This is a genomic window from Pseudarthrobacter linnaei (assembly GCF_055412825.1).
This window is the reverse complement of sequence record NZ_JBVAYX010000014.1, coordinates 1-24669: the sequence shown is the minus strand read 5'-3', so window position 1 is coordinate 24669 and position 24669 is coordinate 1. Positions and strand designations below refer to the sequence as shown.

The 24669-nt window shown below is 66.5% G+C and carries 23 protein-coding genes; 17 read left to right on the top strand and 6 right to left on the bottom strand.

Translation table 11 applies throughout. The features are described 5' to 3' along the window. Nucleotides 1–120 precede the first annotated feature (120 nt). The 5 genes from ACZYZ3_RS13110 to ACZYZ3_RS13090 all read left to right on the top strand — a co-directional run bounded on the left by ACZYZ3_RS13110 (nt 121) and on the right by ACZYZ3_RS13090 (nt 4490). On the top strand, nt 121–693 hold the full coding sequence (locus ACZYZ3_RS13110) for a hypothetical protein (protein ID WP_463964251.1): 573 nt from the start codon (nt 121–123) through the stop codon (nt 691–693). 10 nt (nt 694–703) lie between these two features. Next, on the top strand, nt 704–1537 hold the full coding sequence (locus ACZYZ3_RS13105) for an exodeoxyribonuclease III (RefSeq protein WP_463964250.1): 834 nt from the start codon (nt 704–706) through the stop codon (nt 1535–1537). A gap of 17 nt (nt 1538–1554) precedes the next feature. Then, complete coding sequence (trpS, locus tag ACZYZ3_RS13100) at nt 1555–2709, top strand: tryptophan--tRNA ligase (protein ID WP_463964249.1); 1155 nt, start codon at nt 1555–1557, stop codon at nt 2707–2709. Nucleotides 2710–2713: 4 nt separating this feature from the next. Continuing rightward, a complete protein-coding gene (locus ACZYZ3_RS13095) occupies nt 2714–3379 on the top strand; it encodes a 2'-5' RNA ligase family protein (protein WP_463964248.1) in 666 nt (221 codons plus the stop codon). 112 nt (nt 3380–3491) lie between these two features. Then, complete coding sequence (locus tag ACZYZ3_RS13090) at nt 3492–4490, top strand: YihY/virulence factor BrkB family protein (RefSeq protein ID WP_463964299.1); 999 nt, start codon at nt 3492–3494, stop codon at nt 4488–4490. Here the strand turns inward: ACZYZ3_RS13090 and ACZYZ3_RS13085 are convergent. The 5 genes from ACZYZ3_RS13085 to sdhC form a co-directional block, all read right to left on the bottom strand. Then, nucleotides 4447–5217 (bottom strand): alpha/beta hydrolase family protein, encoded by a 771-nt coding sequence (locus ACZYZ3_RS13085; protein ID WP_463964247.1) that lies wholly within the window; start codon nt 5215–5217, stop codon nt 4447–4449. The two genes, ACZYZ3_RS13090 and ACZYZ3_RS13085, sit on opposite strands and share 44 nt — an antisense overlap. Nucleotides 5218–5300: 83 nt before the next feature. Beyond that, nucleotides 5301–6083 carry a succinate dehydrogenase iron-sulfur subunit gene (locus ACZYZ3_RS13080; RefSeq protein WP_226774031.1) on the bottom strand — a complete coding sequence of 261 codons (783 nt, stop codon included), beginning with the start codon at nt 6081–6083 and terminating at the stop codon, nt 5301–5303. Between the two features lies 1 nt (nt 6084). After that, nucleotides 6085–7884, bottom strand: a complete 1800-nt coding sequence (gene sdhA / locus ACZYZ3_RS13075) for a succinate dehydrogenase flavoprotein subunit (protein ID WP_463964246.1) — start codon at nt 7882–7884, stop codon at nt 6085–6087. Nucleotides 7885–8011: 127 nt separating this feature from the next. Next, nucleotides 8012–8506 carry a succinate dehydrogenase hydrophobic membrane anchor subunit gene (locus tag ACZYZ3_RS13070; RefSeq protein ID WP_282381277.1) on the bottom strand — a complete coding sequence of 165 codons (495 nt, stop codon included), beginning with the start codon at nt 8504–8506 and terminating at the stop codon, nt 8012–8014. 2 nt (nt 8507–8508) lie between these two features. Further along, complete coding sequence (sdhC, locus tag ACZYZ3_RS13065; RefSeq protein ID WP_082492811.1) at nt 8509–8889, bottom strand: succinate dehydrogenase, cytochrome b556 subunit; 381 nt, start codon at nt 8887–8889, stop codon at nt 8509–8511. A gap of 404 nt (nt 8890–9293) precedes the next feature. Between sdhC and ACZYZ3_RS13060 the strand changes: the two genes are divergently transcribed. From ACZYZ3_RS13060 to ACZYZ3_RS13005, 12 genes are all read left to right on the top strand, one after another. After that, the gene (locus tag ACZYZ3_RS13060) at nt 9294–10439 is read left to right on the top strand and encodes a mannose-1-phosphate guanylyltransferase (protein ID WP_463964245.1); all 1146 of its coding nucleotides are present in this window, start codon (nt 9294–9296) and stop codon (nt 10437–10439) included. 159 nt (nt 10440–10598) lie between these two features. Next, the gene (locus tag ACZYZ3_RS13055) at nt 10599–11798 is read left to right on the top strand and encodes an amidohydrolase (RefSeq protein WP_463964244.1); all 1200 of its coding nucleotides are present in this window, start codon (nt 10599–10601) and stop codon (nt 11796–11798) included. Between the two features lie 187 nt (nt 11799–11985). Beyond that, nucleotides 11986–12450, top strand: coding sequence for a MarR family winged helix-turn-helix transcriptional regulator (locus ACZYZ3_RS13050; protein ID WP_463964243.1), 465 nt, complete (start codon nt 11986–11988; stop codon nt 12448–12450). Between the two features lie 143 nt (nt 12451–12593). Then, on the top strand, nt 12594–13025 hold the full coding sequence (locus tag ACZYZ3_RS13045; RefSeq protein ID WP_463964242.1) for an organic hydroperoxide resistance protein: 432 nt from the start codon (nt 12594–12596) through the stop codon (nt 13023–13025). After that, nucleotides 13022–14053, top strand: a complete 1032-nt coding sequence (locus ACZYZ3_RS13040; RefSeq protein ID WP_463964241.1) for an NADP-dependent oxidoreductase — start codon at nt 13022–13024, stop codon at nt 14051–14053. Before ACZYZ3_RS13045 ends, ACZYZ3_RS13040 begins: the two co-directional genes overlap by 4 nt. A 633-nt stretch (nt 14054–14686) precedes the next feature. Next, complete coding sequence (locus tag ACZYZ3_RS13035) at nt 14687–15796, top strand: BMP family lipoprotein (protein WP_463964240.1); 1110 nt, start codon at nt 14687–14689, stop codon at nt 15794–15796. 167 nt (nt 15797–15963) lie between these two features. Next, nucleotides 15964–17631: an ABC transporter ATP-binding protein gene (locus tag ACZYZ3_RS13030; RefSeq protein WP_463964239.1), complete on the top strand. Its 1668-nt coding sequence runs from the start codon at nt 15964–15966 to the stop codon at nt 17629–17631. Next, nucleotides 17624–19042 carry an ABC transporter permease gene (locus ACZYZ3_RS13025; RefSeq protein ID WP_463964238.1) on the top strand — a complete coding sequence of 473 codons (1419 nt, stop codon included), beginning with the start codon at nt 17624–17626 and terminating at the stop codon, nt 19040–19042. Before ACZYZ3_RS13030 ends, ACZYZ3_RS13025 begins: the two co-directional genes overlap by 8 nt. Beyond that, nucleotides 19039–20376 (top strand): ABC transporter permease, encoded by a 1338-nt coding sequence (locus ACZYZ3_RS13020; protein ID WP_463964237.1) that lies wholly within the window; start codon nt 19039–19041, stop codon nt 20374–20376. Before ACZYZ3_RS13025 ends, ACZYZ3_RS13020 begins: the two co-directional genes overlap by 4 nt. A gap of 2 nt (nt 20377–20378) precedes the next feature. Then, nucleotides 20379–20783: a cytidine deaminase gene (locus ACZYZ3_RS13015; protein WP_463964236.1), complete on the top strand. Its 405-nt coding sequence runs from the start codon at nt 20379–20381 to the stop codon at nt 20781–20783. Further along, on the top strand, nt 20780–22111 hold the full coding sequence (locus ACZYZ3_RS13010; protein WP_463964235.1) for a thymidine phosphorylase: 1332 nt from the start codon (nt 20780–20782) through the stop codon (nt 22109–22111). Before ACZYZ3_RS13015 ends, ACZYZ3_RS13010 begins: the two co-directional genes overlap by 4 nt. 267 nt (nt 22112–22378) lie before the next feature. Then, nucleotides 22379–23248 (top strand): DNA-methyltransferase, encoded by an 870-nt coding sequence (locus ACZYZ3_RS13005; RefSeq protein WP_463964234.1) that lies wholly within the window; start codon nt 22379–22381, stop codon nt 23246–23248. 122 nt (nt 23249–23370) lie between these two features. On the opposite strand, the gene ACZYZ3_RS13000 is transcribed toward ACZYZ3_RS13005, so the two are convergent. Then, entirely contained in the window at nt 23371–24468 is a 1098-nt protein-coding gene (locus ACZYZ3_RS13000; RefSeq protein ID WP_463964233.1) for a DDE-type integrase/transposase/recombinase, read from the bottom strand. Nucleotides 24469–24669 lie beyond the last annotated feature (201 nt).

The window sequence follows — 24669 nt, the reverse complement described above, 5'->3', positions numbered from 1 at the left end:
CGTGCTGTCCGGATACTCCGTGCTCCCATAGCGGCCACCGCCCGGAGTGCCCCCGCGGCGCGGCGTTCGCCCCGGGGTGAAGCGGCCCGGTCCGCTGCGGGGGTTTGCGATAATAGGCTCATGCAATCTCTGGGCAACTCCGAGTCTTCCAAGCCGTCCGCGTACAACACCGCCACAGGCAAGTTCTCCATGTTCCGCATCAGCGGACCCGGGATGATGGTGTTCATCATCGCCTTCGTCGTCGCGGTCATCTTTGCCGCGAACCAGAACGATGTCGTCGGCTGGATCGTGGCGATCATCGCCGGCTTCTGGCTCGCGCTGGCCTCCTTCGTGGTCTTCAGCATCCAGAAGGCAGCCCGGAAAGCCGGCGCCAGGCTCACCGAGGCGCAGAACGCCTTCAACGCTGCCGCCGGCCGGGCGCCGTCGTCGGGCAGTGTCGACCACGGCGGCACACGCCTCGTGCAGGTCCGCCGCGAAGCCAACGAGGTCCGGGACCTGAAGCTCGACCACTCGTTCAAGATTGTCCAGGTGCAGGTACGCGTCGTCGAGCAGGAGCGGGCGAAGGGCGCCGCCTCGGACCAGGACACCATCCGCCGGGCGCTCGAGACCATTGAGATCACCGCCACGAACGCGCGGGACATGATCAAGTCCTCCGGCACCGACGAACCTGTCGCCGGAACCATTGTCGACTAGAGTGGATCGGGTGAGTTCGGCATTGAAGAAGGACAACCTTCGCATCGCATCAGTCAACGTCAATGGCCTCCGTGCCGCGTACAAGAACGGCATGGCGGCATGGCTGGAGCCCCGCGAGGTGGACATCCTCTGCCTGCAGGAGGTCCGCGCGCCTGACGCGATCGTCCACCAGCTGCTCGGCGAGGGCTGGTACATCCTGCACGCGGAGGCCGAGGCCAAGGGCCGCGCCGGCGTCGCCATCGCTTCCCGGACCGAACCCCTGCAGACCCGGTCGGGCATCGGCGACGACTACTTTGCCACCGCCGGCCGCTGGGTCGAGGCCGACTACACCGTCCGCAACGCGGAGGGGGAGGCCTCGCAGCTGACCGTCGCCAGCGCCTATGTCCATTCCGGCGAGGCGGGCACCCCGAAGCAGGACGACAAATTCCGCTTCCTCGATGTCATGGTCGACCGGCTGCCCGAGCTGGCCAAACACAGTGACCACGCCCTCGTGGTGGGCGACCTCAACGTCGGCCACACGGAACTGGACATCAGGAACTGGAAGGGCAACGTCAAACGTGCCGGCTTCCTGCCGGAGGAGCGGGCCTACTTTGACCGTTTCTTTGGCGAGGAAATCGGCTGGAAGGACGTTCACCGGGGCCTGGCGGGCGCCGTCGACGGCCCCTACACCTGGTGGTCGCAACGGGGACAGGCTTTCGACAACGACACCGGCTGGCGCATTGACTACCAGATAGCCACGCCCGCCCTCGCTGCTGCGGCCGTATCAGCCGTTGTTGACCGGGCGCCGTCCTGGGACACACGCTTCTCCGACCACGCCCCGCTGGTAGTGGACTACCGGCTCTAGTCAAAAGGTTCCCACGAATGACTTCTCCTTCCACCGTGACCCCGGTCCACGACGCCGCCGACGCGGCCACCGCCGACGCGGCCACCGCCGACGCGGCCACAGCCACCGCCGCTGAGGCCTCCGCGGCCCCCGACTCTGCCGTCCCCCCGGGGGTCCGGCAGCGCATCCTGTCGGGCATGCAGCCCTCGGCGGATTCCCTGCACCTGGGCAACTACCTCGGCGCCCTGGTGAACTGGGTCCGGATGCAGGATGAGTTTGATGCCATCTTCTTCATCCCGGACCTGCACGCGATCACGGTTCCGCAGGATCCGGCCGAACTGGCCCACCGCACCCGGGTTACGGCCGCGCAGTACATTGCCGGCGGCGTCGATGTGGAAAAGTGCACGCTCTTTGTCCAGTCCCAGGTGCCCGAGCACGCCCAGCTGGCCTGGGTCCTGAACTGCATCACCGGCTTCGGTGAGGCCTCCCGGATGACACAGTTCAAGGACAAGGCCTCACGGCACGGCTCGGACCAGGCCAGCGTTGGCCTGTTCACCTACCCGGTCCTGCAGGCCGCGGACATCCTCCTCTACCAGCCCCACGGGGTGCCGGTGGGAGAGGACCAGCGGCAGCACGTGGAGCTCAGCCGCGACCTGGCCCAGCGCTTCAACTCCCGCTTCGGCGAGACCTTCAACGTTCCGGCGCCTTTTATCCAGAAGGAATCGGCGAAAATCTACGATCTGCAGAACCCCACCGCCAAGATGTCCAAATCGGCGGAATCACCGGCTGGTCTGATCAACCTCCTGGACGATCCCAAGGTCATCGCCAAACGGATCAAGTCCGCGGTGACGGACGCGGAGACGGAGATCCGCTTCGACCGCGAGGCCAAGCCCGGGGTCTCCAACCTCCTGACCATCTACTCGGCGATCACCGGGCAGAGTGTGGCGACCCTCGTCGCCGCCTATCAGGGCAAAATGTACGGCCACCTCAAGGTCGACCTCGCCCAGGTTGTGGCAGAGCGCCTGACCCCCATCCGGAACCGGGCCAACGAACTCCTGGACGACCCCGCGGAGCTTGACCGGCTGCTGGCGCTCGGCGCCGACAAGGCCCGCGAGATCGCCTCGGTCACCCTGCGCGACGTCTACGCCAAGGTGGGGTTCCTGCCCTACGCCGGAACCCAGGGAGTCCGCTAGCGCAATGTCCTCCGTCAGCAAAGTCACCGCTAACGCGCCGGCCCGCACCACGGCGCGCGCCGGCAGCAGCACGGCTCAAGGGATCCAGGACCCCCGGGGCGACGGACAGCGGGCCGAAGGTGTCAGTATCGGCGTGATCCTGAGGTTCCCGGCGGAGATCGCCGAGGAGCTCCAGCGCTGGCGGGCGTCCTTCGGAGACCCCATGGCCGGCATCATCCCGGCCCACATCACGCTGGTGACCACCACCATGACCCAGGACTGGGACGCCACACGCAACCATGTGCGTGAGGTTGCCAGCAAACAGGAGCCATTCATCGTGACCATCGCCGGGACAGGATCCTTCCGGCCGGTGTCTCCCGTGGTCTTCCTCAACGTTGAGGACGGCTTCGGGGACTGCGTCAGCCTGCACCAGCAGCTCCAGGCCGGACCGCTGGAGCGGGAACTGCCGTTTGCGTACCACCCGCACGTCACCGTCGCCCACGACGTCGCCCCCGAGAGCCTCGATGAGGCCGAAACGGTGCTCAAGGATTACAGGGCCACGTTCCCGGTGGCTAGCATGGGACTCTACGAGCACGACGACAACGGCATTTGGCAGCTACGGGAAGAGCTTGACTTTGGGACCGAATCTGACATCGACCGAGGCGAGGACGGTGCAGCAGGCACCCACTGAGCCGCCGCTTCCCACTGAGCTGGCCCGGCTGCAACTGGAAGTCATCCGGAAACGGGTTGAATGGGGAAAGGTCCGTCGCTCCGGCGGAGGCCGGATGGCGTCGCTGCTGTCGATGGTGCCGTGGCTGCTCGCCCGGCTCAACACCGTCCGTCCGCTCCGCGCCTTCCAGCACTACAACCTCCAGCACGGCCCGCTGATGAGTGCCGGCATCGGGTTCAGGATGTTCTTCTCCGTCACCGGTCTGCTGGCCACCGGATTCTCCCTGGCAGGTCTCTTCCTGAGCGGACAGCCTGCACTGCTGGACCAGATCATCAGAAGCGTGGCCATGACCGCGCCCGGGCTCCTGCAGGTCAACGGCAGCGAGGGACTGGTTGACCCCTATCAGCTGCTGAACCCCGCCAGCCTCGGCTGGGCCGCCGTGATCGCCGCCGCCGTAACGGTCTTCACGGCCCTGGGCTGGATCCGCGGCATCCGCGACGGCGTGCGGGGCATGATGCGGCTGGGCCCGCGGGCAATGAACCCGGTCCTGCAGATACTGCGCGACGCCGGCACCCTGCTGCTGCTCGGAGCGGCGCTCGTGACCAGCGCGGCTGCGTCGCTGGTCTTCGGCACGGCGGCAGGCTGGGTGGCCGCGACGCTGAACCTCGATCCGCTGCTGGCCGGGCCCCTGACGACCTTGTTCACGATCCTCGTGCCGCTGCTGCTCGGCTGGGGCACCGCCCTGATCATGTTCCGGGTGGCCGCTGGGCTGAAGCTGGCCCGCCGTTCACTCCTGGAAGGGACCCTGATGGCCGCGGTGGGCACCACGGTGCTGCAGATCTTCAGCACCCAGCTGCTGGCCAGCGCCGGACGGAACCCCATCCTGGCGCCCTTCGCCATCATCATCGGCCTGCTGATCTGGTTCAACCTGGTCAGCCAGGTGTACGTGGTCTGCGCCGCGTGGGTGGCAATCCGGGAGGAGGACCTCAACCGGGGTCCAGCCAACAAAACGACCGGATGGGGCCCCCGCCGGGTCCAGCCTGGCAAGACGCCCGTGGAGTCCCGGGAGAGCCCCCGCCCGGCCGTGACTACGCGGTGGCGTCGAGGTATTGGTCGGCCCAGGCTGAAATAATCCTCGCGGCGCGCGCAGCCTGGCCCTTGGCTGTCAACAGGTGGTCGCTGCCCTCGAGTGACACGAAGCTGCGCGGGTGCCGTGCCGTCTGGAAGATGGTGCTGGCATTCTCGATGCCGACCGTGTTGTCGGTGGGGGAGTGCAGCACCAGCAGCGGCTTCCCGAGCCGCCGGATGCAGTCCGTCAGGTCGGCGTTCTCCAGATCCTCCACGAAGTGCCGGCGGATCTCCACCCGTTTGCCGCCCAGGTCCACCTCGGCGCTGCCCTCGCTGAGGATCCGGTCCAGGGCGGCGTCAAAGACATGGGCCACATGCATGGGCGAGAACGGCGCGCCCACGGTGGCGACGGCGTCGAGCGTCGGGATCTCCTGCGCCGCCGACAGGACGGCGGCCCCGCCAAAGGAGTGGCCCACGAGCAGTGAGACTGGCCGGCCGGAGTCGCGCATGAATTCGGCGGCCTTCACGGTGTCCGCCACCTTGTGGCTGAAGGAGCCCTCCGACCAGAGGCCGGCGGATTCGCCGAGGCCCAGGTTGTCGAAGCGGAGCATGCCCACCCCGTTGTCCGCCAGCGCCCTGCACATCCGCGAGGCCGAGGGGCTGTCCTTGCCCAGCGTGAAGCCGTGCGAGAACACGCCCCAGCCCTTCACCGGCCCCTCGGGGACGTCGACGATGCCGGAGAGGAGTTCGCCGGTGGAACCCTGAAAGGAGACTTTTTCGGAGCGGGACACGTGGACCTTTCGTTCCGGCGGACTACGACGACGGCGCCCCCACCTGGAAGGTGAGGGGCGCCGTCGTCGTGATACCGCAGGTGCTAGATCTTGCGGGACAGGATGGCCTGCTTGACCTCAGCGATTGCCTGCGTGACCTGGATGCCGCGGGGGCATGCCTCGGTGCAGTTGAAGGTGGTGCGGCAGCGCCACACGCCTTCCTTGTCGTTGAGGATCTCCAGGCGCATGTCGCCGGCATCATCACGGGAATCGAAGATGAAGCGGTGCGCGTTGACGATCGCCGCCGGGCCGAAGTACTGCCCGTCGGTCCAGAACACCGGGCAGGACGAGGTGCACGCGGCGCAGAGGATGCACTTGGTGGTGTCGTCGAAGCGTTCGCGGTCCTCGGCGGACTGCAGGCGTTCCTTTGTGGGCTCGTGGCCGCGGTTGATCAGGAACGGCATGACCTCGCGGAAGGACTGGAAGAAGGGCTCCATGTCCACGATCAGGTCCTTCTCCACCGGAAGGCCCTTGATCGGCTCGACCGTGATGGGCTTGGACGTGTCCAGGTCCTTCAGCAGGGTCTTGCAGGCGAGGCGGTTGCGGCCGTTGATGCGCATGGCATCGGAACCGCAGACACCGTGCGCACAGGAACGGCGGAAGGAGACGCTGCCGTCGATTTCCCACTTGACCTTGTGCAGGGCATCGAGGACACGGTCCGTGCCGTACATGGTCACGTGGAAGTCATCCCAGGTGGACTCGTCGGAGACCTCCGGGTTGTAGCGGCGCACGCGCAGGTGGACGTCGAAGGACGGGATGTCCCCGCCGCCACCGATGTGGGCGGGCAGTTCGATCTTGGAGGCTGGCTCAGCAAGTTCAGCGGTCATCTTAGTACTTCCTCACCATCGGCTCGTAGCGCGTAAAGACCACCGGTTTGGTGGCAAGCCGGATGCCCGCAATCGCCTCTGCGGAACCATCCGCAGGGGCCTCGTCATCCTTGTACGCCATGGAGTGCTTCATGAATTTTTCGTCGTCGCGCTCGGGGAAGTCCTCGCGGAAGTGGCCGCCGCGGGATTCCTCGCGGTGCAGGGCCGCCACGGTCATGACCTTGGCGAGCTCCAGCAGGAAGCCCAGCTCCACGGCTTCCAAGAGGTCCAGGTTGAAACGCTTGCCCTTGTCCTGGACGCTGATGCGCTGGTACCGCTCCTCGAACGACGCAATGTCCGTCAGGACCTGGTTCAGCGTCTCGGCGGTCCGGAACACCTGCATGTTGGCGTCCATGGTGTCCTGCAATTCCTTGCGGATTGCAGCGACCTTCTCGGTGCCGTCGGAGGTGCGGACGTGGTCCAGCAGGTCCAGCGTGTAGGCCTCCGGGTCAACCGGGAGTTCCACGAAGTCCGCGGTCTTGGCATACTCGGCGGCGGCAATGCCGGCGCGCTTGCCGAAGACGTTGATGTCCAGCAGCGAGTTGGTGCCCAGGCGGTTGGAGCCGTGCACGGAGACACAGGCAACCTCGCCGGCGGCGTAGAGGCCCGGGACGACGGTGTCGTTGTCCTGGAGGACCTCGGCGGTGATGTTGGTGGGGATGCCGCCCATGGCGTAGTGCGCCGTCGGGAAGACCGGTACCGGCTCGGTGTACGGCTCGACCCCGAGGTAGGTGCGGGCGAACTCGGTGATGTCCGGCAGTTTGGCGTCGATGTGCGCCGGTTCAAGGTGCGTCAGGTCCAAGAGGACGTAGTCCTTGTTCGGGCCGCAGCCGCGTCCCTCACGGACTTCGTTGGCCATGGAGCGGGCCACGATGTCGCGGGGGGCGAGGTCCTTGATGGTCGGGGCGTAGCGTTCCATGAAGCGCTCACCCTCGGAGTTGCGCAGGATCGCGCCTTCGCCGCGGGCGGCCTCGGAGAGGAGGATGCCCAGGCCGGCGAGGCCTGTCGGGTGGAACTGGTAGAACTCCATGTCCTCCAGCGGGATGCCGCGGCGGAACGCGATGCCCATGCCGTCGCCGGTAAGCGTGTGGGCGTTGGACGTGGTCTTGAAGACCTTGCCGGCGCCGCCGGTGGCGAACACCACGGACTTGGCCTGGAAGACGTGCAGCTCGCCGGAGGCGAGGTCATAGGACACGACGCCGGCCACGCGCTTCTGCTTGTACGGCGTGCCGTCCTCGCGGACCGCGTCCTCCTCGACCGTGAGCAGGTCAAGGACGTAGTACTCGTTGTAGAACTCGACGTTGTGCTTGACGCAGTTTTGGTACAGGGTCTGCAGGATCATGTGGCCGGTGCGGTCGGCGGCGTAGCAGGCACGGCGGACCGGGGCCTTGCCGTGGTCGCGGGTGTGGCCGCCGAAGCGGCGCTGGTCAATCCGGCCCTCGGGCGTGCGGTTGAACGGCAGGCCCATCTTTTCCAGGTCCAGGACGGCGTCGATCGCTTCCTTCGCCATGACCTCGGCGGCGTCCTGGTCAACCAGGTAGTCGCCGCCCTTGATGGTGTCGAAGGTGTGCCATTCCCAGTTGTCTTCCTCGACGTTGGCCAGGGCAGCACACATGCCGCCCTGCGCCGCGCCGGTGTGGGAGCGGGTGGGGTACAGCTTGGTCAGTACTGCTGTTCGGGCGCGCTGACCTGATTCGATCGCCGCGCGCATCCCGGCGCCACCGGCACCGACGATGACGACGTCGTACTTATGGACCTGCATACCAGACGCTCTTTCTCTCAAAATTCGCTAACAACACCGGCCGGCGGAGCCAGGACGGTGACATCTCGTGGAAATCCCTTGCCCGCACCGGGCAGGCAAGGGAACGGGTGCTGCTGGGGCTGCGCCGCTACGGCGCGGGGCAGAACCCGCCGGGCAGCTGGACACCGTTGACCACGGGGCACGGGTCGAAGGTGAAGATGACCAGGGTGCCCAGGATGATGATGGCGGTGGTGGCCGCGTACAGCACGATCTTCAGCCACAGACGTGTCGCGTCCTTCTCGGCGTAGTCGTTGATGATGGTGCGCACACCGTTGGTGCCGTGCAGCATGGCGAGCCACAGCATGGCCAGGTCCCAGATCTGCCAGAACGGATCGGCCCACTTACCGGCCACAAAACCGAAGTCGATCGCTTTGATGCCTTCGCCCACCAGCAGGTTGACGGTCAGGTGCCCGAAAATCAGGACCACCAGGACAACGCCCGAGAGCCGCATGAAGAGCCATGCGAGCATTTCGAAGTTCCCCTTGGAACTGCCGTTGCGGCGGTACTGCGGCGCAATCCGGTTGCTGCCGACCTTCGCAGCGGCCTTGGGGCTGCGCGGGCTCTCAATCTGAGTTGCACTCATGGCTAGTGACCTCCAAGGGCGAGGGAAAGGTGGCGGATGGAGAAGCCCACCATGACGACTGCCCAGAGAATGAGCACCGTCCACAGCATCTGGCGCTGGTACTTCGCGCCCTTCTTCCAGAAGTCGACGGCGATGATCCGCAGGCCGTTGAAGGCGTGGAACACGATCGCTGCGACAAGGCCCGTTTCACCCAGGGCCATCAGGGGGTTCTTGTAGGCGCCGATCACGGCGGTGTAGGCCTCCGGGGACACACGCACCAATGAGGTGTCCAGGACGTGGACCAACAAGAAGAAAAAGATCACTACACCGGTAATGCGATGTCCAACCCAGGACCACATGCCTTCACGGCCGCGGTACAAGGTGCCAGCTGGTTTTGTCGGCACTGAATAAACCTCCCTGCAACACAGCGGCGCTGGCATGGGATCCACGCGGGGGGAACGCCTGCTGCGAGAGCACTCGTAAGCTCAAGCCTAAATCTAGGCTTCGCTACAAGCTTATTCAATTCAGCCACCCGTTGGTGACGGCACCCGGCGCGGTTTTCGTCCACTTTTGAGACGAACGCCACATTTTTGGCCAGCCCGGGGCGTGCCGCCGCCGGGCCGGGACCGCACCCCGGGACGTGCCGCCGCCGGGCCGGGACCGCAGCCCGGGGCGTGCCGCCGCCGGGCCGGGACCGCACCCCGGGACGTGCCGCCGCCGGGCCGGGACCGCACCCCGGGGCGACGCATCAGCGCCGTGTCTGCGCTTATTCGGGACTCGCGCGGTCGGTTCGGCTAAAGTAGCGGTGATGACTACAGACAAAGCGACAAGCCAGGACTCACTCAACGATTCGGCCCTGAGCCGTTTTATTGCCGTGATTCCGGCAGGCGGTGTGGGGACCCGCCTCTGGCCCCTGTCGCGGGCCGCAGCCCCCAAGTTCCTGCACGACCTCACTGGTTCGGGCAGCACCCTGCTGAGATCCACGTATGACCGGCTGGAACCGCTCGCCGGCAAGCACATGCTTGTGGTGACGGGCAAGGCCCACCGTGACGCGGTCTGCCGCCAGCTGCCGGAAATCGACGACGCCGACCTGGTGCTGGAGAGCGAGCCCAAGGACTCCGGCGCCGCTATCGGCCTGGCCGCGGCGATCCTGCACGAGCGCGACCCGGACACCATCATGGGCTCTTTCGCCGCGGACCAGGTGATCAGCCCCGACTCGCTGTTCCACGACGCCGTCAGGGAGGCCATCCACGCGGCCGCGGCCGGAAAAATCGTCACGATCGGCATTAAGCCCACCCACCCTTCCACCGGCTTCGGTTACATCCGGGCCGGGAAGATCCTTGGCGTCCCCGGCGCCGCCAGTGCTCAGTCCGTCGTCGAGTTCGTGGAGAAGCCCAGCGAAGAGGTCGCCCAGGAGTACCTTGACAGCGGCGAATATGTCTGGAACGCCGGCATGTTCGTGGCTCCCGTCGCGCTGATGCTCAAGCACCTCGAAGCCAACCAGCCCGAGCTCTTCGCCGGGGTCCAGGAAATCGCCAAGGCCTGGGACACCCCGCAGCGCGACGAGGTTCAGGCCCGCATCTGGCCGACCCTGCCCAAGATCGCCATTGACTACGCCGTGGCCGAACCGGCTGCTGCCGCCGGCGACGTCGCCGTCGTTCCCGGCACGTTCCGGTGGGACGACGTCGGGGACTTCGCCTCGGTGGGCCGGCTCAACAGCGCCAAGGAAGTCAAGGACGTCACCGTGATCGGTGAGGGCGCCCGCGTCTTCACCGAGGACGCGAGCGGCGTGGTGGTCTCTGATACTAAACGCGTGATCGCGCTGATCGGGATCAAGGACGTTGTGGTGGTGGATACCCCGGACGCGCTGCTCGTAATGCACAAGGAGCATTCGCAGCGCGTGAAGCAGGCCGTGGACGCCCTCAAGGCCAGCGGCGACACCGACGTTCTCTAGCCTGCGGCGCCCCCAGGGCCTTCCGCCCCAACCGGGTCGGCCAGGGCCTACCGGGGCGGCCGGGCCTTCCGTCCCAACCGGGCGGCCGGAAATGTTCGCCGATCCGTAACGCGCCGTACGCGATGCCGCTATTTTATCTGCGCTCGTTAGAGTTATTCAGTGCGTAACTACTCTACTGAAGCTGAGCCCACCACATTGGTGGGGCCGTGGCTCGAGCCCCTGCTGCCGGAGCTGATCGCGTTCCGCCGGGACCTGCATGCGCACCCGGAGCTGTCCTTCAAGGAGTTCCGCACCACGGACAAGCTCGCAAAGCGCCTGGAGGAAGCCGGGCTCCAGCCCCGACGGCTCGAAGGCACCGGCCTGACGGTGGACATCGGCGACGGTCCGATCGCCACCGCCCTGCGCGGGGACATCGATGCCCTCCCGATCATCGAGGAGACGGGCCTGCCGTTCGCCTCGAAGCACCACGGCGTCACCCACGCCTGCGGCCACGATGTCCACACCGCCACCATGCTGGGCGCGGCCCTGGTCCTGCAGCGGATGCACGAGGAGTCGCCGCTGCGCGGTACGGTCCGGATCATCTTCCAGCCGGCCGAGGAAACTATGCCCGGCGGCGCCCAGAGCTGCATCGAGCAGGGCGTCCTCGACGGTGTTCCGCGAATCTTCGCCCTGCACTGTGACCCCCGGATCGAGGTGGGCAAGATCGGCACGCGGATCGGTGCCATCACCTCCGCCTCGGACACGATCAAGATCGAACTGACCGGCCGCGGCGGCCACACCTCACGCCCGCACCTGACCGAGGAACTCGTCTTCGCCTTGGCGCAGATCGCGGTCAACGTCCCGGCCGTGCTGTCCCGCCGCGTTGATGTCCGCAGCGGCGTGTCCGTCGTCTGGGGCCACATCTCCGCCGGGTCCGCCCCCAACGCGATCCCGGCCAGCGGCTACATGGCGGGCACCATGCGGTGCCTGGACCGCGACGCCTGGCACAACGCCGGCGAGATTCTCGACGAGGTCATCCAGCAGATCGCCGCACCGTACGGCGTCGACGTCCACCTGGAGCACACCCGCGGCGTGCCTCCCGTGGTGAACTCCGAGCATGAGACCGCCCTGATCGAAGCCGCGGCCCGCGCCGAGATCGGCGAGGGCGCCGTCGTCCTGACCCCGCAGTCCATGGGCGGCGAGGATTTCGCCTGGTTCCTCGCGGACCTTCCCGGCGCCATGATGCGCCTGGGCACCAAGACCCCCGGCGGCGAGGAGTACGACCTGCACCGCGGTGACTACATCCTGGACGAACGCGCCTTGGGCCTCGGCATCAAGGTCCTCACCGCAGCCGCCCTGCGCACCCTCCGCGACCTCTAGGTCCCGGCCGGGACGCCCGCGCCGGGTTTCCCCACCTTTGCCGGGACGACGCCGGGACGCGCCGGGCGTGTGGGACGACACGCCGTCGGCCCCGAGCGAACATGGGGAAACCCGGCGGGTGCCACCTGGAAAGAAGGTTGTGCGCAATTGAGTTGTGCGCAATTGGATTGTGGCGTACGGTGGATCCATGACCACGTCAGAGGGAACCCGCCCTGCCGGTCCGGAAGCCCCCCGCCTGAACCGGCAGCTGTGCTTCGCCATGTACTCGGCCTCCCGGGCCGCCACCGCGGCGTACCGGCCGATGCTCGACGAACTCGGCCTGACCTACCCGCAGTACCTCGTCATGCTGGTGCTCTGGGAAGACGAACCGCGCAGCGTCCGCGGACTGGGCGAGGAGCTGGGGCTCGACTCCGGCACTCTGTCCCCGCTGCTCAAACGGCTGGAGTCCCTGGGCCTCGTGGAGCGGCGCCGGTCCGCTGCGGACGAGCGCCGGGTTGAGGTCTTCCTGACCGCGGCCGGCACCGCGCTCAGCGCCCAGGCCGCCGGCATCCCGCAGCGTCTCGCCGACGCCGCCGGGCTCTCTCCGGCTGAAATCGACCAGCTCCGCGAGACCCTGGCCCGGCTCACCGCCGCACTGCACAGCTCCCGCTGAAGCCCCCGCGCCGCCGGCATAGCGGACGCCAACGACGTCGAAATCGCGGGAGGAGCGCCAGCTCGCCGGAAGTCTACGGCGCCTGCGCAGGCGTCCGGCGAGTTCGCCGCGGCCCACCAGATTACCCAACAGATTGGATCTCCATGAAGACTCTCTACACGGCCGAGGCCCTGGCTTCGGGCGATGGCCGGGACGGCACCGCCGTCACCAAGGACGGCAAGCTCAACGTGGCCCTGGCCAGCCCGGTGGAACTCGGCGGCAGCGGCGAAGGCACCAACCCTGAACAGCTCTTCGCCGCCGGCTACGCGGCCTGCTTCCATTCCGCCCTGCGCCTCGTCGGACGCCAGCAAAAGGCGGACCTGACGGATTCCGCCGTCGCGGCCAGGGTCCACCTGGGCGCCCTCGGCGACGGAGCCGGCTACGGCATCGCCGCGGAACTCGAAATCGCACTGCCCGCCGTGGACCGGGAAACGGCCAAGGCCCTCGTGGCCAAGGCACATGAAGTCTGCCCTTATTCCAATGCCACCCGTGGCAATATCACTGTCGACATCACGATCCTGGAGGTCGCCGCATGAGCAACCACAACGAATCCACCACCCTGCCCACCATCACCCGGGAAATCCAGCTGGCGTCCCGGCCGCACGGACGCCCCGTGCCGGAGAACTTCCGCCTCGCCGGGACTCAGCTGCCTGAACTCCAGGACGGACAGGTCCTGGTCCGGAACCTCCTTATGTCCGTGGACCCCTACATGCGCGGCCGGATGAACGACGTCAAGTCCTACTCCGCGCCGTTTGCGCTGGACGCCGCGCTCGACGGCGGCGCCGTTGGCGAAGTCATCGCGTCCCGTGCCGCCGACCGCCAGGTGGGCCAGACCGTCGTCCACGCACTGGGCTGGCGCGAATATGCCGTGCTCGACGCCGGGGCCACCACCCCGGCCCGCACCGACCTGGCCCCCGCGCCGGCGTTCCTCGGAGCTCTGGGCATGACGGGCCTGACGGCCTACGCAGGGCTGCTCAAGGTGGCCAACTTCAAGGCCGGTGAGGTCGTCTTCGTCTCCGGCGCGGCCGGTGCCGTCGGATCCCTGGTGGGGCAGATCGCCAAAGCCCTGGGCGCGTCCCGCGTCATCGGCAGCGCCGGATCCCCGGAGAAGGTGGCACGGCTGCTGGAGCTCGGCTTCGACGCGGCCTTCAACTACCACGACGGCCCGGTCACCGAGCAGCTCGCCGCGGCCGCCGGCGACCGCGGGATCGACGTGTATTTCGACAACGTCGGCGGGGAACACCTGGAAGCGGCGCTGTCCGCGCTCACGGTCGGCGGCCGGGTGGCCATGTGCGGGGCCATCTCGCAGTACAACGCCACCGAGCCGACGCCGGCCCCGCGGAACCTCATGCAGGCCATCGGCAAGCAGCTGACCCTCAAAGGCTTCATCGTCGGCAGCTACTGGCAGCACATGCCCGAGTTCATCGAGGCCATGTCCGGCTGGCTCGCTGACGGCACCGTGCGCTACGACGAGACCATCGTGGACGGACTCGAGAACGCCCCGCAGGCCTTTATGGATCTGCTGGACGGCGCGAACACCGGCAAGATGCTGGTCCGGCTCTGATATGTAGTCCTGGTTGTCAATAGGCATCGATGAGCGGCTCCCGGGTTTTGGTTCCGGGCGCCGCTCATCGTGTGCCGGCCCGGTCGTGGTGTGAGTGGTGGCGGGTCGTTTTCGACTTGGCAGTGTCAGGCTGATATTCGCGGGTTGGTTACCGCATGACGATGTGTTCGGCTGGAGCATTATCGGTGTCTAAGATGGAGCGTCGACGGTTGGGTCCGTCTGCTCATAGAGCCGTCTCGAGTTAGCTCCTTGTGCGGCCTGCTGCCGGGACCGCCCGGCGATCATGGCCGGTCCCGGATGGGCCAGGACCGGGCACCCCTTACTTCATATCGTCTAAGCCCGACCGTTCCTCCCGCGCCCTCGCAGAGAGCAGCACAGAAAGCCCCGCACCGGAACCGCCCGGTGTGGGGCTTTCTGTCTGTACCGCTTGGTAACAAGTTCTCAACAATCTGTGGAATCGCTGTGAACCGTGGTACTTGGACGTGTCGCAGGACACTAAAGTGGCTTGCATCAGTGCGCCTCGGCGCAGTGCTGCGAAATCCATCAGTGAAAACAGCGTTTCAGCGGCAACCCCGCCAACAGACACTCATTGAGCTCCGTCGTAGCGCCTATCTCTTTCTTCCTGGAGGAAAATTGAAGAACTCTCTGCGTGCAACCTTCAAGCGCGGTTCAATGGTCGGAGTCGCCACCGCCGGTGCGGCTGCCCTTCTGCTGACCGGTTGCGGGGCCGCCCCGACGGCCGGCAGCACGGCCACCGCCACGGCCAGCGACTACACCGGCTGCATCGTGTCTGACTCGGGTGGATTCGACGACCAGTCATTCAACCAGTCCTCCTACGAGGGGCTCAAGAAGGCTGAGAAGGATTTGGGCATCAAGGTTAATGAGGCCGAGTCCAAGACCAACAACGACTTCGAGCCAAACCTGCGCGCCATGGTCACGGCCGGCTGCGACCTGACCGTCACGGTCGGCTTCCTGCTCGGCGATGCCACCAAGGCCCAGGCTGAGGCCAACCCGAACAGCCACTTTGCCATCGTCGACTACGGTTACGACCCTGCCGTGGCAAACGTCAAGCCCATCATCTACGACACGGCGCAGGCCGCCTTCCTCGCCGGCTACGTCGCAGCCGGCACCACCAAGACCGGCATTGTCGGCACGTTCGGCGGCATCAAGCTCCCCACCGTCACCATCTTCATGGATGGTTTCGTGGACGGTGTGAAGTACCACAACGAGAAAAAGGGCACGGACGTCAAGGTTCTTGGCTGGGACAAGGCCAAGCAGGACGGTTCCTTTACCGGCGACTTCGAAAAGCAGGACAAGGGCAAGCAGCTCACCCAGAACTTCCTGGACCAGGGCGCGGACATCGTGATGCCCGTCGCCGGTCCGGTCGGCAAGGGTGCGGGCGCTGCCCTGAAGGAAGCCAAGGCGGCAGGCAAGGACGTCAAGCTCATCTGGGTTGACTCCGACGGCTTCCTCACGGCACCGGATTACAAAGATCTGATGCTGACCTCCGTCATGAAGCTCATGGGCGAGGCCGTGGAGAACGTTGTGAAGGAAGACAAGGACGGCAAATTCAGCAACACGCCGTACGTTGGCACCCTCGCCAACGAGGGCGTGCAGCTGGCCCCGTTCCACGATATGGACTCTGAGGTTCCCGCCGAACTGAAGACCGAGCTGGAACAGATCAAGAAGGACATCGCCGCTGGCACGCTGAAGGTTGAATCCGCAGCCAGCCCGAAGGTCTAACTCCCTCCGCCAAGCGCCACGGCCCGTCCGGTCATCCACCGCACGGGCCGTGGCGCTTTCCGTTGAGCGGACTGACTCCGCCTCCGGCTGCAGGCACTAGGCTGATCCTGCAGCCCCGTCATCCGTCCGGGCCCCGGTTCCCGGACACTTCGAGATTGGTCAGAGTTTTGAAACTTGAACTCAAGGGGATCACCAAACGCTTCGGCTCCCTGGTAGCCAACGATCACATCGATGTGGTCGTTGAACCCGGGCAGATTCACTGTCTGCTCGGCGAAAACGGCGCGGGAAAGTCCACGCTGATGAACGTCCTCTACGGACTGTACGAGCCCACCGAGGGCCTGATCCTCATCGACGACAAACCCGTCACCTTCCGGGGTCCGGGCGACGCCATGGCCGCGGGCATAGGCATGGTGCACCAGCACTTCATGCTGGTTCCGGTCTTCACGGTCGCCGAAAACGTTGCCCTGGGAGCGGAAGCCACCAAGGCCGGGGGATTCCTGAACCTGGACGACACCCGGCGGAAGATCCAGGAGATCTCGGACCGTTACGGCTTCGACGTCGATCCCGACGCGATGGTCGAGGACCTCCCGGTCGGCGTGCAGCAGCGTGTGGAAATCATCAAGGCGCTCGTCCGCGACGCCAAGGTGCTCATCCTCGATGAGCCCACGGCCGTGCTGACCCCGCAGGACACCGAAGAGCTGCTGGATATCATGCGCCAGCTCAAGAGCCACGGCACCTCGATCGTCTTCATTTCACACAAGCTCCGCGAGGTCAAAGCCGTCTCGGACACGATCACGGTCATCCGGCGCGGCAAGGTGGTCGGCACCGCCGATCCCGGCGCCTCAACGACCGAGCTGGCGTCCATGATGGTGGGCCGCGCCGTGAACCTGACCCTGGACAAGGCCCCGGCCAAACCCCAGGAGACGACCTTCCAGGTCAAGGACCTCACCGTGATCGCGCCCAGCGGCCAGCACGTAGTGGACGGCATCAGCTTCGACATCGCCCGCGGCGAGATCCTCGCCGTCGCCGGCGTCCAGGGCAACGGCCAGACAGAACTGACCGAAGCTATCCTGGGCCTGCAGGACCGCGTCCACGGCTCCATTATTCTCGACGGCGAGGAACTCGTCGGCCGCAGCGTCAAGGACGTCCTGAACTCCGGCGTCGGCTTCGTGCCCGAGGACCGCTCCGTCGACGGCCTGATCGGGACGTTCTCGATCGCCGAAAATCTCATTCTGGACCGCTACGACCAGGCTCCGTTCGCCAAGGGCATCAGCATGAGCCCGGCTAAAGTCCTGGAGAACGCCCAGACCCGGATCGACGAGTTCGACGTGCGCACCCCGTCGGGTTCGCTCGCGGCGGGCACCCTGTCCGGCGGCAACCAGCAGAAGGTCGTGATGGCCCGGGAGCTGTCCCGTCCGCTGCGGCTCTTCATCGCCTCCCAGCCCACCCGCGGCGTGGACGTCGGATCCATCGAGTTCCTGCACAAGCGCATCGTGGCCGAGCGCGATCACGGCACCCCCGTGATGATCGTCTCCACGGAACTGGACGAGGTGATCGAACTCGCCGACCGGATCGCGGTCCTCTACAAGGGCAAGCTGGTCGGGATTGTCCCCGCCGGCACCGGACGCGACGTCCTTGGCCTGATGATGGCCGGGCTGTCCCCGCAGGACGCCCACGCCGACACCGTGGCCAAGAACCCGGCACAGCGCCCCAGGGACGGCTCCGCCAACAGCCGCTCCGACAGCCCCGCCGAACCCCCCGCCACGAGCCCGGCGCCCGCCGCCCACCCTGTGCAGGAGCCCAGCTCCGGCGCCGTAGGAGACGACCATGAGTGAAAATAACGAGCCGCGACGCTCGGCCGAACCGGATCCGGACCGTATAACGGCCCCGCAGCCCCCGCCCCCGCAGCCCGCGGACGCGGATATTGAGAGGCTCGAAGAGGGCGACGTCGCCTTTGCCACCTCGCTGGACACGGCCGGCGGCGCGATGAGGCCGTCGGCGGTTCCCGTTTCGGCGCAGAGCGGAACCCTCCCCGGCGCCGAAGACACGGACTCGGTGCTGCGCAAGATCTTCACTGGCAACGGCATCGTGACCCTCCTGGCCGTCCTCCTCGCCCTGATCCTGGGCGGACTGCTGATTGCCAGCACGGACAAGGTGGTCGCTGCCACCTCGACCTACTTGTTCGCCCGGCCAACCGACTTCCTCACCGCCGTCTGGTCAGCCGCGACGGGTTCCTACGTCGCGCTCTTCCAGGGCTCGGTCTTCAACCCGCGCGGCAGCGGAGTGGGCGGCCAGTTCGCTCCGCTGATGGAGACCCTCACCATCGCCACCCCGCTGATTACCGCCGGCCTCGGCGTCGCCCTGGCCTTCCGCGCGGGCCTGTTCAACATCGGTGCGCAGGGCCAGATCATCATGGCCGGCATCCTCGCCGCCTGGGTGGGCTTCGCCCTTGACCTGCCGATGGGTCTCCACCTGTTGCTCGTCCTGCTCGCCGGCATTGTCGGCGGCGCCGTCTGGGGCGGCCTCGTGGGCTTGCTCAAGGCGAAAACCGGAGCCCATGAGGTCATCGTGACCATCATGTTCAACTACATCGCCCTTTACCTCGTGCGGTACCTCCTGGACACCCCGGCGTTCCAGCGGCCGGGGGAGGCCACCCCGATTTCCCCGATCCTGGACGTGGCCGCGGTGTACCCGCAGATCTTCGGAAGCCAGTACCGGCTGCACATCGGCTTCCTGCTGGCCATCGCAGCGACGGTCTTTGTCTCCTGGCTGCTGAACCGCTCGACCATCGGCTTCGAGTTCCGCGCGGTGGGCGCCAACCCCAAGGCGGCCCTCACCGCCGGGATCAACGTTCCGCGCGCCACCATCCTGGTGATGACCATCGCCGGCGGCCTGGCCGGGCTGGCCGGCGTCGCGCAGGTGGCCGGCACCGAAAAGGTCCTGACGGACGGTGTCGCGGCAACCTACGGCTTTGACGCCATCACCGTCGCACTGCTGGGACGTTCGACGCCGTGGGGCACCTTCGCCGCCGGCGTGCTGTTCGGCGCCTTCCGCGCCGGTGCGGTCCAGATGCAGATCCAGACCGGAACCCCGATCGACATCGTGCTGGTGGTCCAGTCACTCATCGTGCTGTTCATCGCGGCCCCGCCGCTGGTCCGGGCGATCTTCGGACTCAACCCGCGCAAGAAGAAGGCCGCACCCGCCGGCAAGTCCCAGAAGGCAGCAGCCACCGGAGGTGCAGCATGAGCACAACAGCAATCCCTCCCGTTCCGGGCAAACCCGTCCAGGCCCAAACGGGCACCCCGCGCGCGGACAAGAACCACAAGCAGACCGTGTCCGCGAAGCCCGTGACCTGGAAGCTGCCGGTCACGCTGCTGGCGCTGGCCGTCGTCGCGTTCATCTTCTTCGGCCTGATGGGCCCGCAGTCAACGGCCAGGTTCGGCATTTCCTCCGGCGGTGACTTCTTCCAGCTCCCCGCGATCGAGGTGCCCGCCTTCCCGGCCGGGATTGTGCTCTCCGTGGCGATGCTGGGCCTCGCCGGCTACGCCATGTTCCTGAAGACGAAGAACGCCCGGCCCCCGCGCTGGCTGCCGGCTGTCTTCACGGTCCTCTTCGTGGTGGCCTTCCTGATCTGGGTGGTCGGCGGCGCCCGGACCCCCAGCATCTCGCTGGCCGGACTCATTGCCGGGTCCGTGACCCTCGCCGTGCCGATCGTCTTCGGCTCCCTGTCCGGTGTCCTGTGCGAACGCGCCGGCGTCGTGAACATCGCCATAGAAGGCCAGCTCCTGGGCGGTGCCTTCACGGCCGCGATCGTCGCCAGCATGACCGACAACCCCTACCTGGGCCTGCTCGCGGCGGCCGTCGCAGGCGCCCTCGTCTCGATGGTGCTGGCGGTCTTCAGCATCAAGTACGTCGTCAACCAGATCATCGTCGGTGTTGTCCTCAACGTCCTGATCTCGGGTCTCACCGGCTTCCTCTTCAGCACCGTGATGCAGGCCAACAAGGAAATGTTCAACTCGCCGGGCCGGCTTCCCATCATCGAAATCCCGGTCCTGTCCAGCATCCCGGTCCTTGGCCCTATCCTGTTCAAGCAGTCCGTGGTGGGCTACCTGATGTATGTGGCCGTGATTGTGGTGTGGATCGGGTTGTTCAAGACGAAGTGGGGCCTGCGGGTCCGCTCCGTGGGCGAACACCCGCAGGCGGCCGACACCCTGGGCATCAAGGTCAACGCGACCCGTTTCTGGAATGTCACCCTCGGCGGCGCCGTGGCCGGGATCGGCGGATCGTTCTTCACCCTTGTGGCGATCGACAGCTTCACGAAGGAAATCTCGGGCGGGCGCGGCTTTATCGCCCTCGCCGCCATGATCCTGGGCCGCTGGAACCCGATCGGGGCGTTCTTCGCCGCGCTGCTGTTCGGTTTCGCCGACAACCTGCAGAGCATCGTGACCATCATCGGCACCCCGGTGCCGAGCCAGTTCATGGCCATGCTGCCCTACCTCGTGACCGTGTTCGCCGTCGCCGGACTGGTTGGCCGGTCCCGGCCGCCGGCCGCGAGCGGCATACCGTACGTCAAGGGTTGAGAATGGACAGCGCCGACGTTGACTGGGCTGCCCTTGAGGCTGCCGCGGTCGCCGCCATGAAAAATGCCTACGCTCCGTACTCGAAGTTCGCGGTGGGGGCAGCAGCCCTCACCGCGGACGGCCGGATAGTGAGCGGCTGCAATGTCGAAAACGCCAGCTACGGGCTGACCCTGTGCGCTGAGTGCGTGCTCGTCGGAAATCTGCACATGACCGGAGGCGGCCTGCTCCGGGCCTTCTACTGCGTCGATGCCGCCGGCAACGTCCTCATGCCGTGCGGGCGCTGCCGGCAGCTGCTCTACGAATTCCGCGCTCCCGGCATGGAGCTCATGACCACGCAGGGAATCAAGACCATGGACCAGGTCCTTCCCGATGCTTTTGGCCCCCAACACCTGGAGGAACCCCAATGACCCAACCCACACAAAACCCCAAGCTGACCGAAGCGTTCGACGCCGTCGACATCATCCGCATCAAGCGGGACAAGGGTGTGCTCAGCCCCGCCCAGATTGACTGGACGATCGATGCGTACACCCGCGGCGCGATCGCCGACGAGCAGATGGCCGCGCTGAATATGGCGATCCTGCTCAACGGCATGGACCGGGCCGAAATCTCGCGCTGGACGGCGGCCATGATCGCGTCCGGCGAGCGGATGGACTTCTCCGGCCTGCGCCGCCCGGACGGCAGCCGGAAGCCCACCTCCGACAAGCACTCCACCGGCGGCGTCGGGGACAAGATCACCCTGCCGCTGGCACCGCTGGTCGCGGTCTTCGGCGTGGCCGTGCCGCAGCTCTCCGGCCGCGGCCTGGGCCACACCGGCGGCACCCTGGACAAGCTCGAATCAATCCCGGGCTGGCGCGCCGCGCTGAGCAACGAGGAAATGCTGGCCCAGCTCCAGGAGGTCGGCGCGGTCATTTGCGCCGCCGGCGCCGGGCTGGCCCCGGCCGACAAGAAGCTCTATGCCCTGCGGGACGTCACCGGCACGGTCGAGGCCATCCCGCTGATCGCTTCCTCGATCATGAGCAAGAAGATCGCAGAAGGCACCGGGTCGCTGGTGCTGGACGTCAAGGTCGGCAGTGGCGCCTTTATGAAGGACGAGGCCCGCGCCCGCGAACTCGCCGAGACCATGGTGGCGCTGGGCAAGGACGCCGGCGTCAACACGGTGGCCCTGCTGACCAACATGAACACCCCGCTGGGCCTGACCGCCGGCAACGCGATCGAGGTCCAGGAATCGGTGGAGGTGCTGGCCGGGGGAGGCCCGGAAGACGTCGTCGAACTCACCGTCCGGCTCGCGGAGGAAATGCTCGCCTGCGCGGGTGTCCACGACGCCGACCCCCGCGCCGCGCTCCGGGACGGACGGGCGATGGACGTCTGGAACCGCATGATCGAGGCACAGGGCGGGGATCCGCGCGCCAAGCTTCCCGCGGCAAGGGAATCCGAGGTTGTCTACGCGCCGGCCGACGGCGTGCTGGTGGAACTCGACGCGATGGCCGTCGGCGTCGCCGCCTGGCGCCTCGGCGCCGGGCGGGCCCGCAAGGAGGACCAGGTCCAGGCCGGCGCCGGGGTGCGGATGCACGCCAAGCCCGGCGCCCTGGTCAAGGCCGGCGAGCCGCTGATGACGCTCCTGACGGACACCCCGGAGAAGTTCGAACGGGCCAGGGAAGCCCTCGAGCACGCTGTGGTGGTTGCCCCGGAGGGCTCCCGCCCGGCGCAGCAGCTCATCATCGACCGCATCGCCTAGCCGGTCTGAACCTACTGGCCTCCCGGTGCCCTATCACTTGTGGTCCCCAACCTTCAGNCGTCGTCGTCCGGCCGAGGTTGAAGCCAGCCCCGCCGCCGCCGCCGCCGCCGAGGCACCGTCCCGGTCCGCCGCGGCCGCGCCGACCGAGGTCGACCGCGCCACGCGCGCACGCCGACGCACCCGCACGCGCCGCCACAACGGCGAAGTGGTTGCAGGCGAGGCACAGGCCGGGGCTCCGGCAGGCAGCACCGAGGCCTAAACCCCCTCATGACTGACACCGTCTGGGCGCCGGACGGCAGCAACCTGGTGGTACACGCGGACAACGCGGCGTACCTCCCGACGCTGCCGGACGGCGCCTTCACACTCATTTACGTGGATCCGCCCTTCAACACCGGCCGGGTCCAGAAGCGCCAGCAAACCAGGATGGTGCTCAACACCGGCGGCGACGGCGATCGGGTCGGGTTTAAGGGCCGCTCCTACGACACGATCAAGGGAGCGCTGCACAAGTACGACGATGCGTTCAGCGACTACTGGACATTCCTTGAACCGCGCCTCGTCGAGGCCTGGCGGCTGCTCGCCGACGACGGCACCCTCTACCTGCACCTGGACTACCGTGAAGTGCACTACGCCAAGGTCATGCTGGACGCGATCTTCGGCCGCGAGTGCTTCCTGAACGAGATCATCTGGGCCTACGACTACGGCGCCCGGGCGAAGTACCGCTGGCCCACGAAACACGACAATATCCTCGTGTACGTGAAGAACCCGGCGAAATACCATTTCGACAGCGCCGAAGTGGACCGGGAGCCCTACATGGCGCCCGGACTCGTGACCCAGGCCAAACGCGAGCTCGGCAAGCTGCCCACGGACGTCTGGTGGCACACTATCGTCTCCCCCACCGGCAAGGAAAAGACCGGCTACCCGACGCAGAAGCCCGAGGGGCTGATCCGCCGTGTGGTGGCAGCCTCCAGCCGGCCTGGTGACTGGTGCCTGGACTTTTTCGCCGGCTCAGGCACGCTGGGCGCTGTCGCTGCGAAGCTTGACCGCAGGTTCGTCTGCGTGGACCAGAACCAGCCGGCCATCGACGTCATGGCCAAACGGCTCGCCCCGCACGCCGCCTTCACCCTTTTTCCAAGTTAGCCCCGTTGCGCTATCACTTGTGGTGGCCTAGTGGGGACTGTGATGTCTCACCACATCGTTNTGTGATGTCTCACCACATCGTTGACACTTCATGTCTCAACTGATCGTGGACGGTTCATGTCTCAGGACTTCGTGGACGGTTGCTTGCCGGGGCCGTTGAAGCCGATGTAGACGGTTCCTTTCGGCGGGCGCGGGTGGCTGATGATTTCCGTTCCGCGTGCGTCGAAGAACATGATGGTTTCTTCGTCGTAGAGGACGTGGATTTGTTCTCCTTTGTGGTTCGTGCCGATGTAGAAGTGCATGCCGATGACGGTGACTTCGCCCTGACGCCCCACTTTTCGTTGCACGCTCTGGCGCGGTGTGGGTTTACGGGATTCGGGCTCGGGCGGCAGGGCTTTGGCGGTGGCGTTCCGGGCCTCGGTCGGCGTCGTGCCCGGCGGCAGCGCCTGGTGTTCACGCTCGGTGTTGTAGTACGTGTCGAAGACATCGATATGGGCCTGTAGTTCGGCGATGGTCGCGGCCTGGGGATTACGGTTCAGGTAGGTGTGCAGGGTCCGGTGGAAGCGTTCGTTCTTGCCCTGGGTGGTGGGTTTGTAGGGTTTGCCGGTGATCGGCGCGACGCCGAGGGATTTGAGGTATTCGACCAGGGCCCCGGTGCGGCCCCTCCGTGTGGGATTGAACGCCGCCCCGTTGTCCGAGAGGAATTTTTGGGGCACTCCGTGGCGATCGATAGCTATTCGCACCACCCGGATAGCCGCCTCGGATGTCTCTGCGCCTGCGACCAGCGATGCCAGTGCCAGGCGGGAATGATCATCGATGAGCTGGAAAATTGCCACCTTGGCTCCGCCGGCCAGCAGCCACTCCGGGGAGTCGATCTGCCAGCAGCCGTTGGGTTCCGGATAGACGAATCTTCGGTAGGCGCTGCGCGGTTTCTTCCTCGGTTCCGGGACCACGACCCCGGCCCGGGTAAAGATCCGGGCCAAGGTGGCACGTGATGGCGGTTGGACCCCTTGGCGTCGCAGCTTGGCGGCGACGCTCAGCGGTCCGTAGTCATAGCCGAGGCTCTTGAGGGACTCCCGGGTCGCGAGAGCCAGCTCCGCCAATGAGGTATCGACCTTAGCCGGGCTGGTCGCCGGCTTGGTCGAGACCGTTTCCATGGCTTTGATCGGCCCATCGGCGGCAGCCGCGGCCCGGATCTTGTAAAACCAGGCCCGGGACACCTTATGACGTCGGCAGAACTGTGCAACCGCAACCCCTCAGCGTCGTCAGGCCATGTCGCCACCAAATGCCGGATCTTGATATCGGGGTGCATTTTGCTCATGATCCGAGCAAAACCGGTCCGAGTGTCCACGATGACCTGAGACACACTGTCCACGATGTCTTGAGACAGAAATGTCCATTAAGTCATGAGACTCAACAGT

Coding starts and splice junctions, on each gene's coding strand:
- trpS (WP_463964249.1), top strand. CDS start 1,555: ATGACTTCTCCTTCCACCGTGACCCCGGTCCACGACGCCGCCGACGCG.
- ACZYZ3_RS13010 (WP_463964235.1), top strand. CDS start 20,780: ATGACCCAACCCACACAAAACCCCAAGCTGACCGAAGCGTTCGACGCC.
- ACZYZ3_RS13005 (WP_463964234.1), top strand. CDS start 22,379: ATGACTGACACCGTCTGGGCGCCGGACGGCAGCAACCTGGTGGTACAC.
- ACZYZ3_RS13070 (WP_282381277.1), bottom strand. CDS start 8,506: ATGAGTGCAACTCAGATTGAGAGCCCGCGCAGCCCCAAGGCCGCTGCG.
- ACZYZ3_RS13020 (WP_463964237.1), top strand. CDS start 19,039: ATGAGCACAACAGCAATCCCTCCCGTTCCGGGCAAACCCGTCCAGGCC.
- ACZYZ3_RS13090 (WP_463964299.1), top strand. CDS start 3,492: ATGGTGCCGTGGCTGCTCGCCCGGCTCAACACCGTCCGTCCGCTCCGC.
- ACZYZ3_RS13050 (WP_463964243.1), top strand. CDS start 11,986: ATGACCACGTCAGAGGGAACCCGCCCTGCCGGTCCGGAAGCCCCCCGC.
- ACZYZ3_RS13060 (WP_463964245.1), top strand. CDS start 9,294: ATGACTACAGACAAAGCGACAAGCCAGGACTCACTCAACGATTCGGCC.
- ACZYZ3_RS13045 (WP_463964242.1), top strand. CDS start 12,594: ATGAAGACTCTCTACACGGCCGAGGCCCTGGCTTCGGGCGATGGCCGG.
- ACZYZ3_RS13095 (WP_463964248.1), top strand. CDS start 2,714: ATGTCCTCCGTCAGCAAAGTCACCGCTAACGCGCCGGCCCGCACCACG.
- ACZYZ3_RS13080 (WP_226774031.1), bottom strand. CDS start 6,083: ATGACCGCTGAACTTGCTGAGCCAGCCTCCAAGATCGAACTGCCCGCC.
- ACZYZ3_RS13110 (WP_463964251.1), top strand. CDS start 121: ATGCAATCTCTGGGCAACTCCGAGTCTTCCAAGCCGTCCGCGTACAAC.
- ACZYZ3_RS13015 (WP_463964236.1), top strand. CDS start 20,379: ATGGACAGCGCCGACGTTGACTGGGCTGCCCTTGAGGCTGCCGCGGTC.
- ACZYZ3_RS13040 (WP_463964241.1), top strand. CDS start 13,022: ATGAGCAACCACAACGAATCCACCACCCTGCCCACCATCACCCGGGAA.
- sdhA (WP_463964246.1), bottom strand. CDS start 7,884: ATGCAGGTCCATAAGTACGACGTCGTCATCGTCGGTGCCGGTGGCGCC.
- ACZYZ3_RS13025 (WP_463964238.1), top strand. CDS start 17,624: ATGAGTGAAAATAACGAGCCGCGACGCTCGGCCGAACCGGATCCGGAC.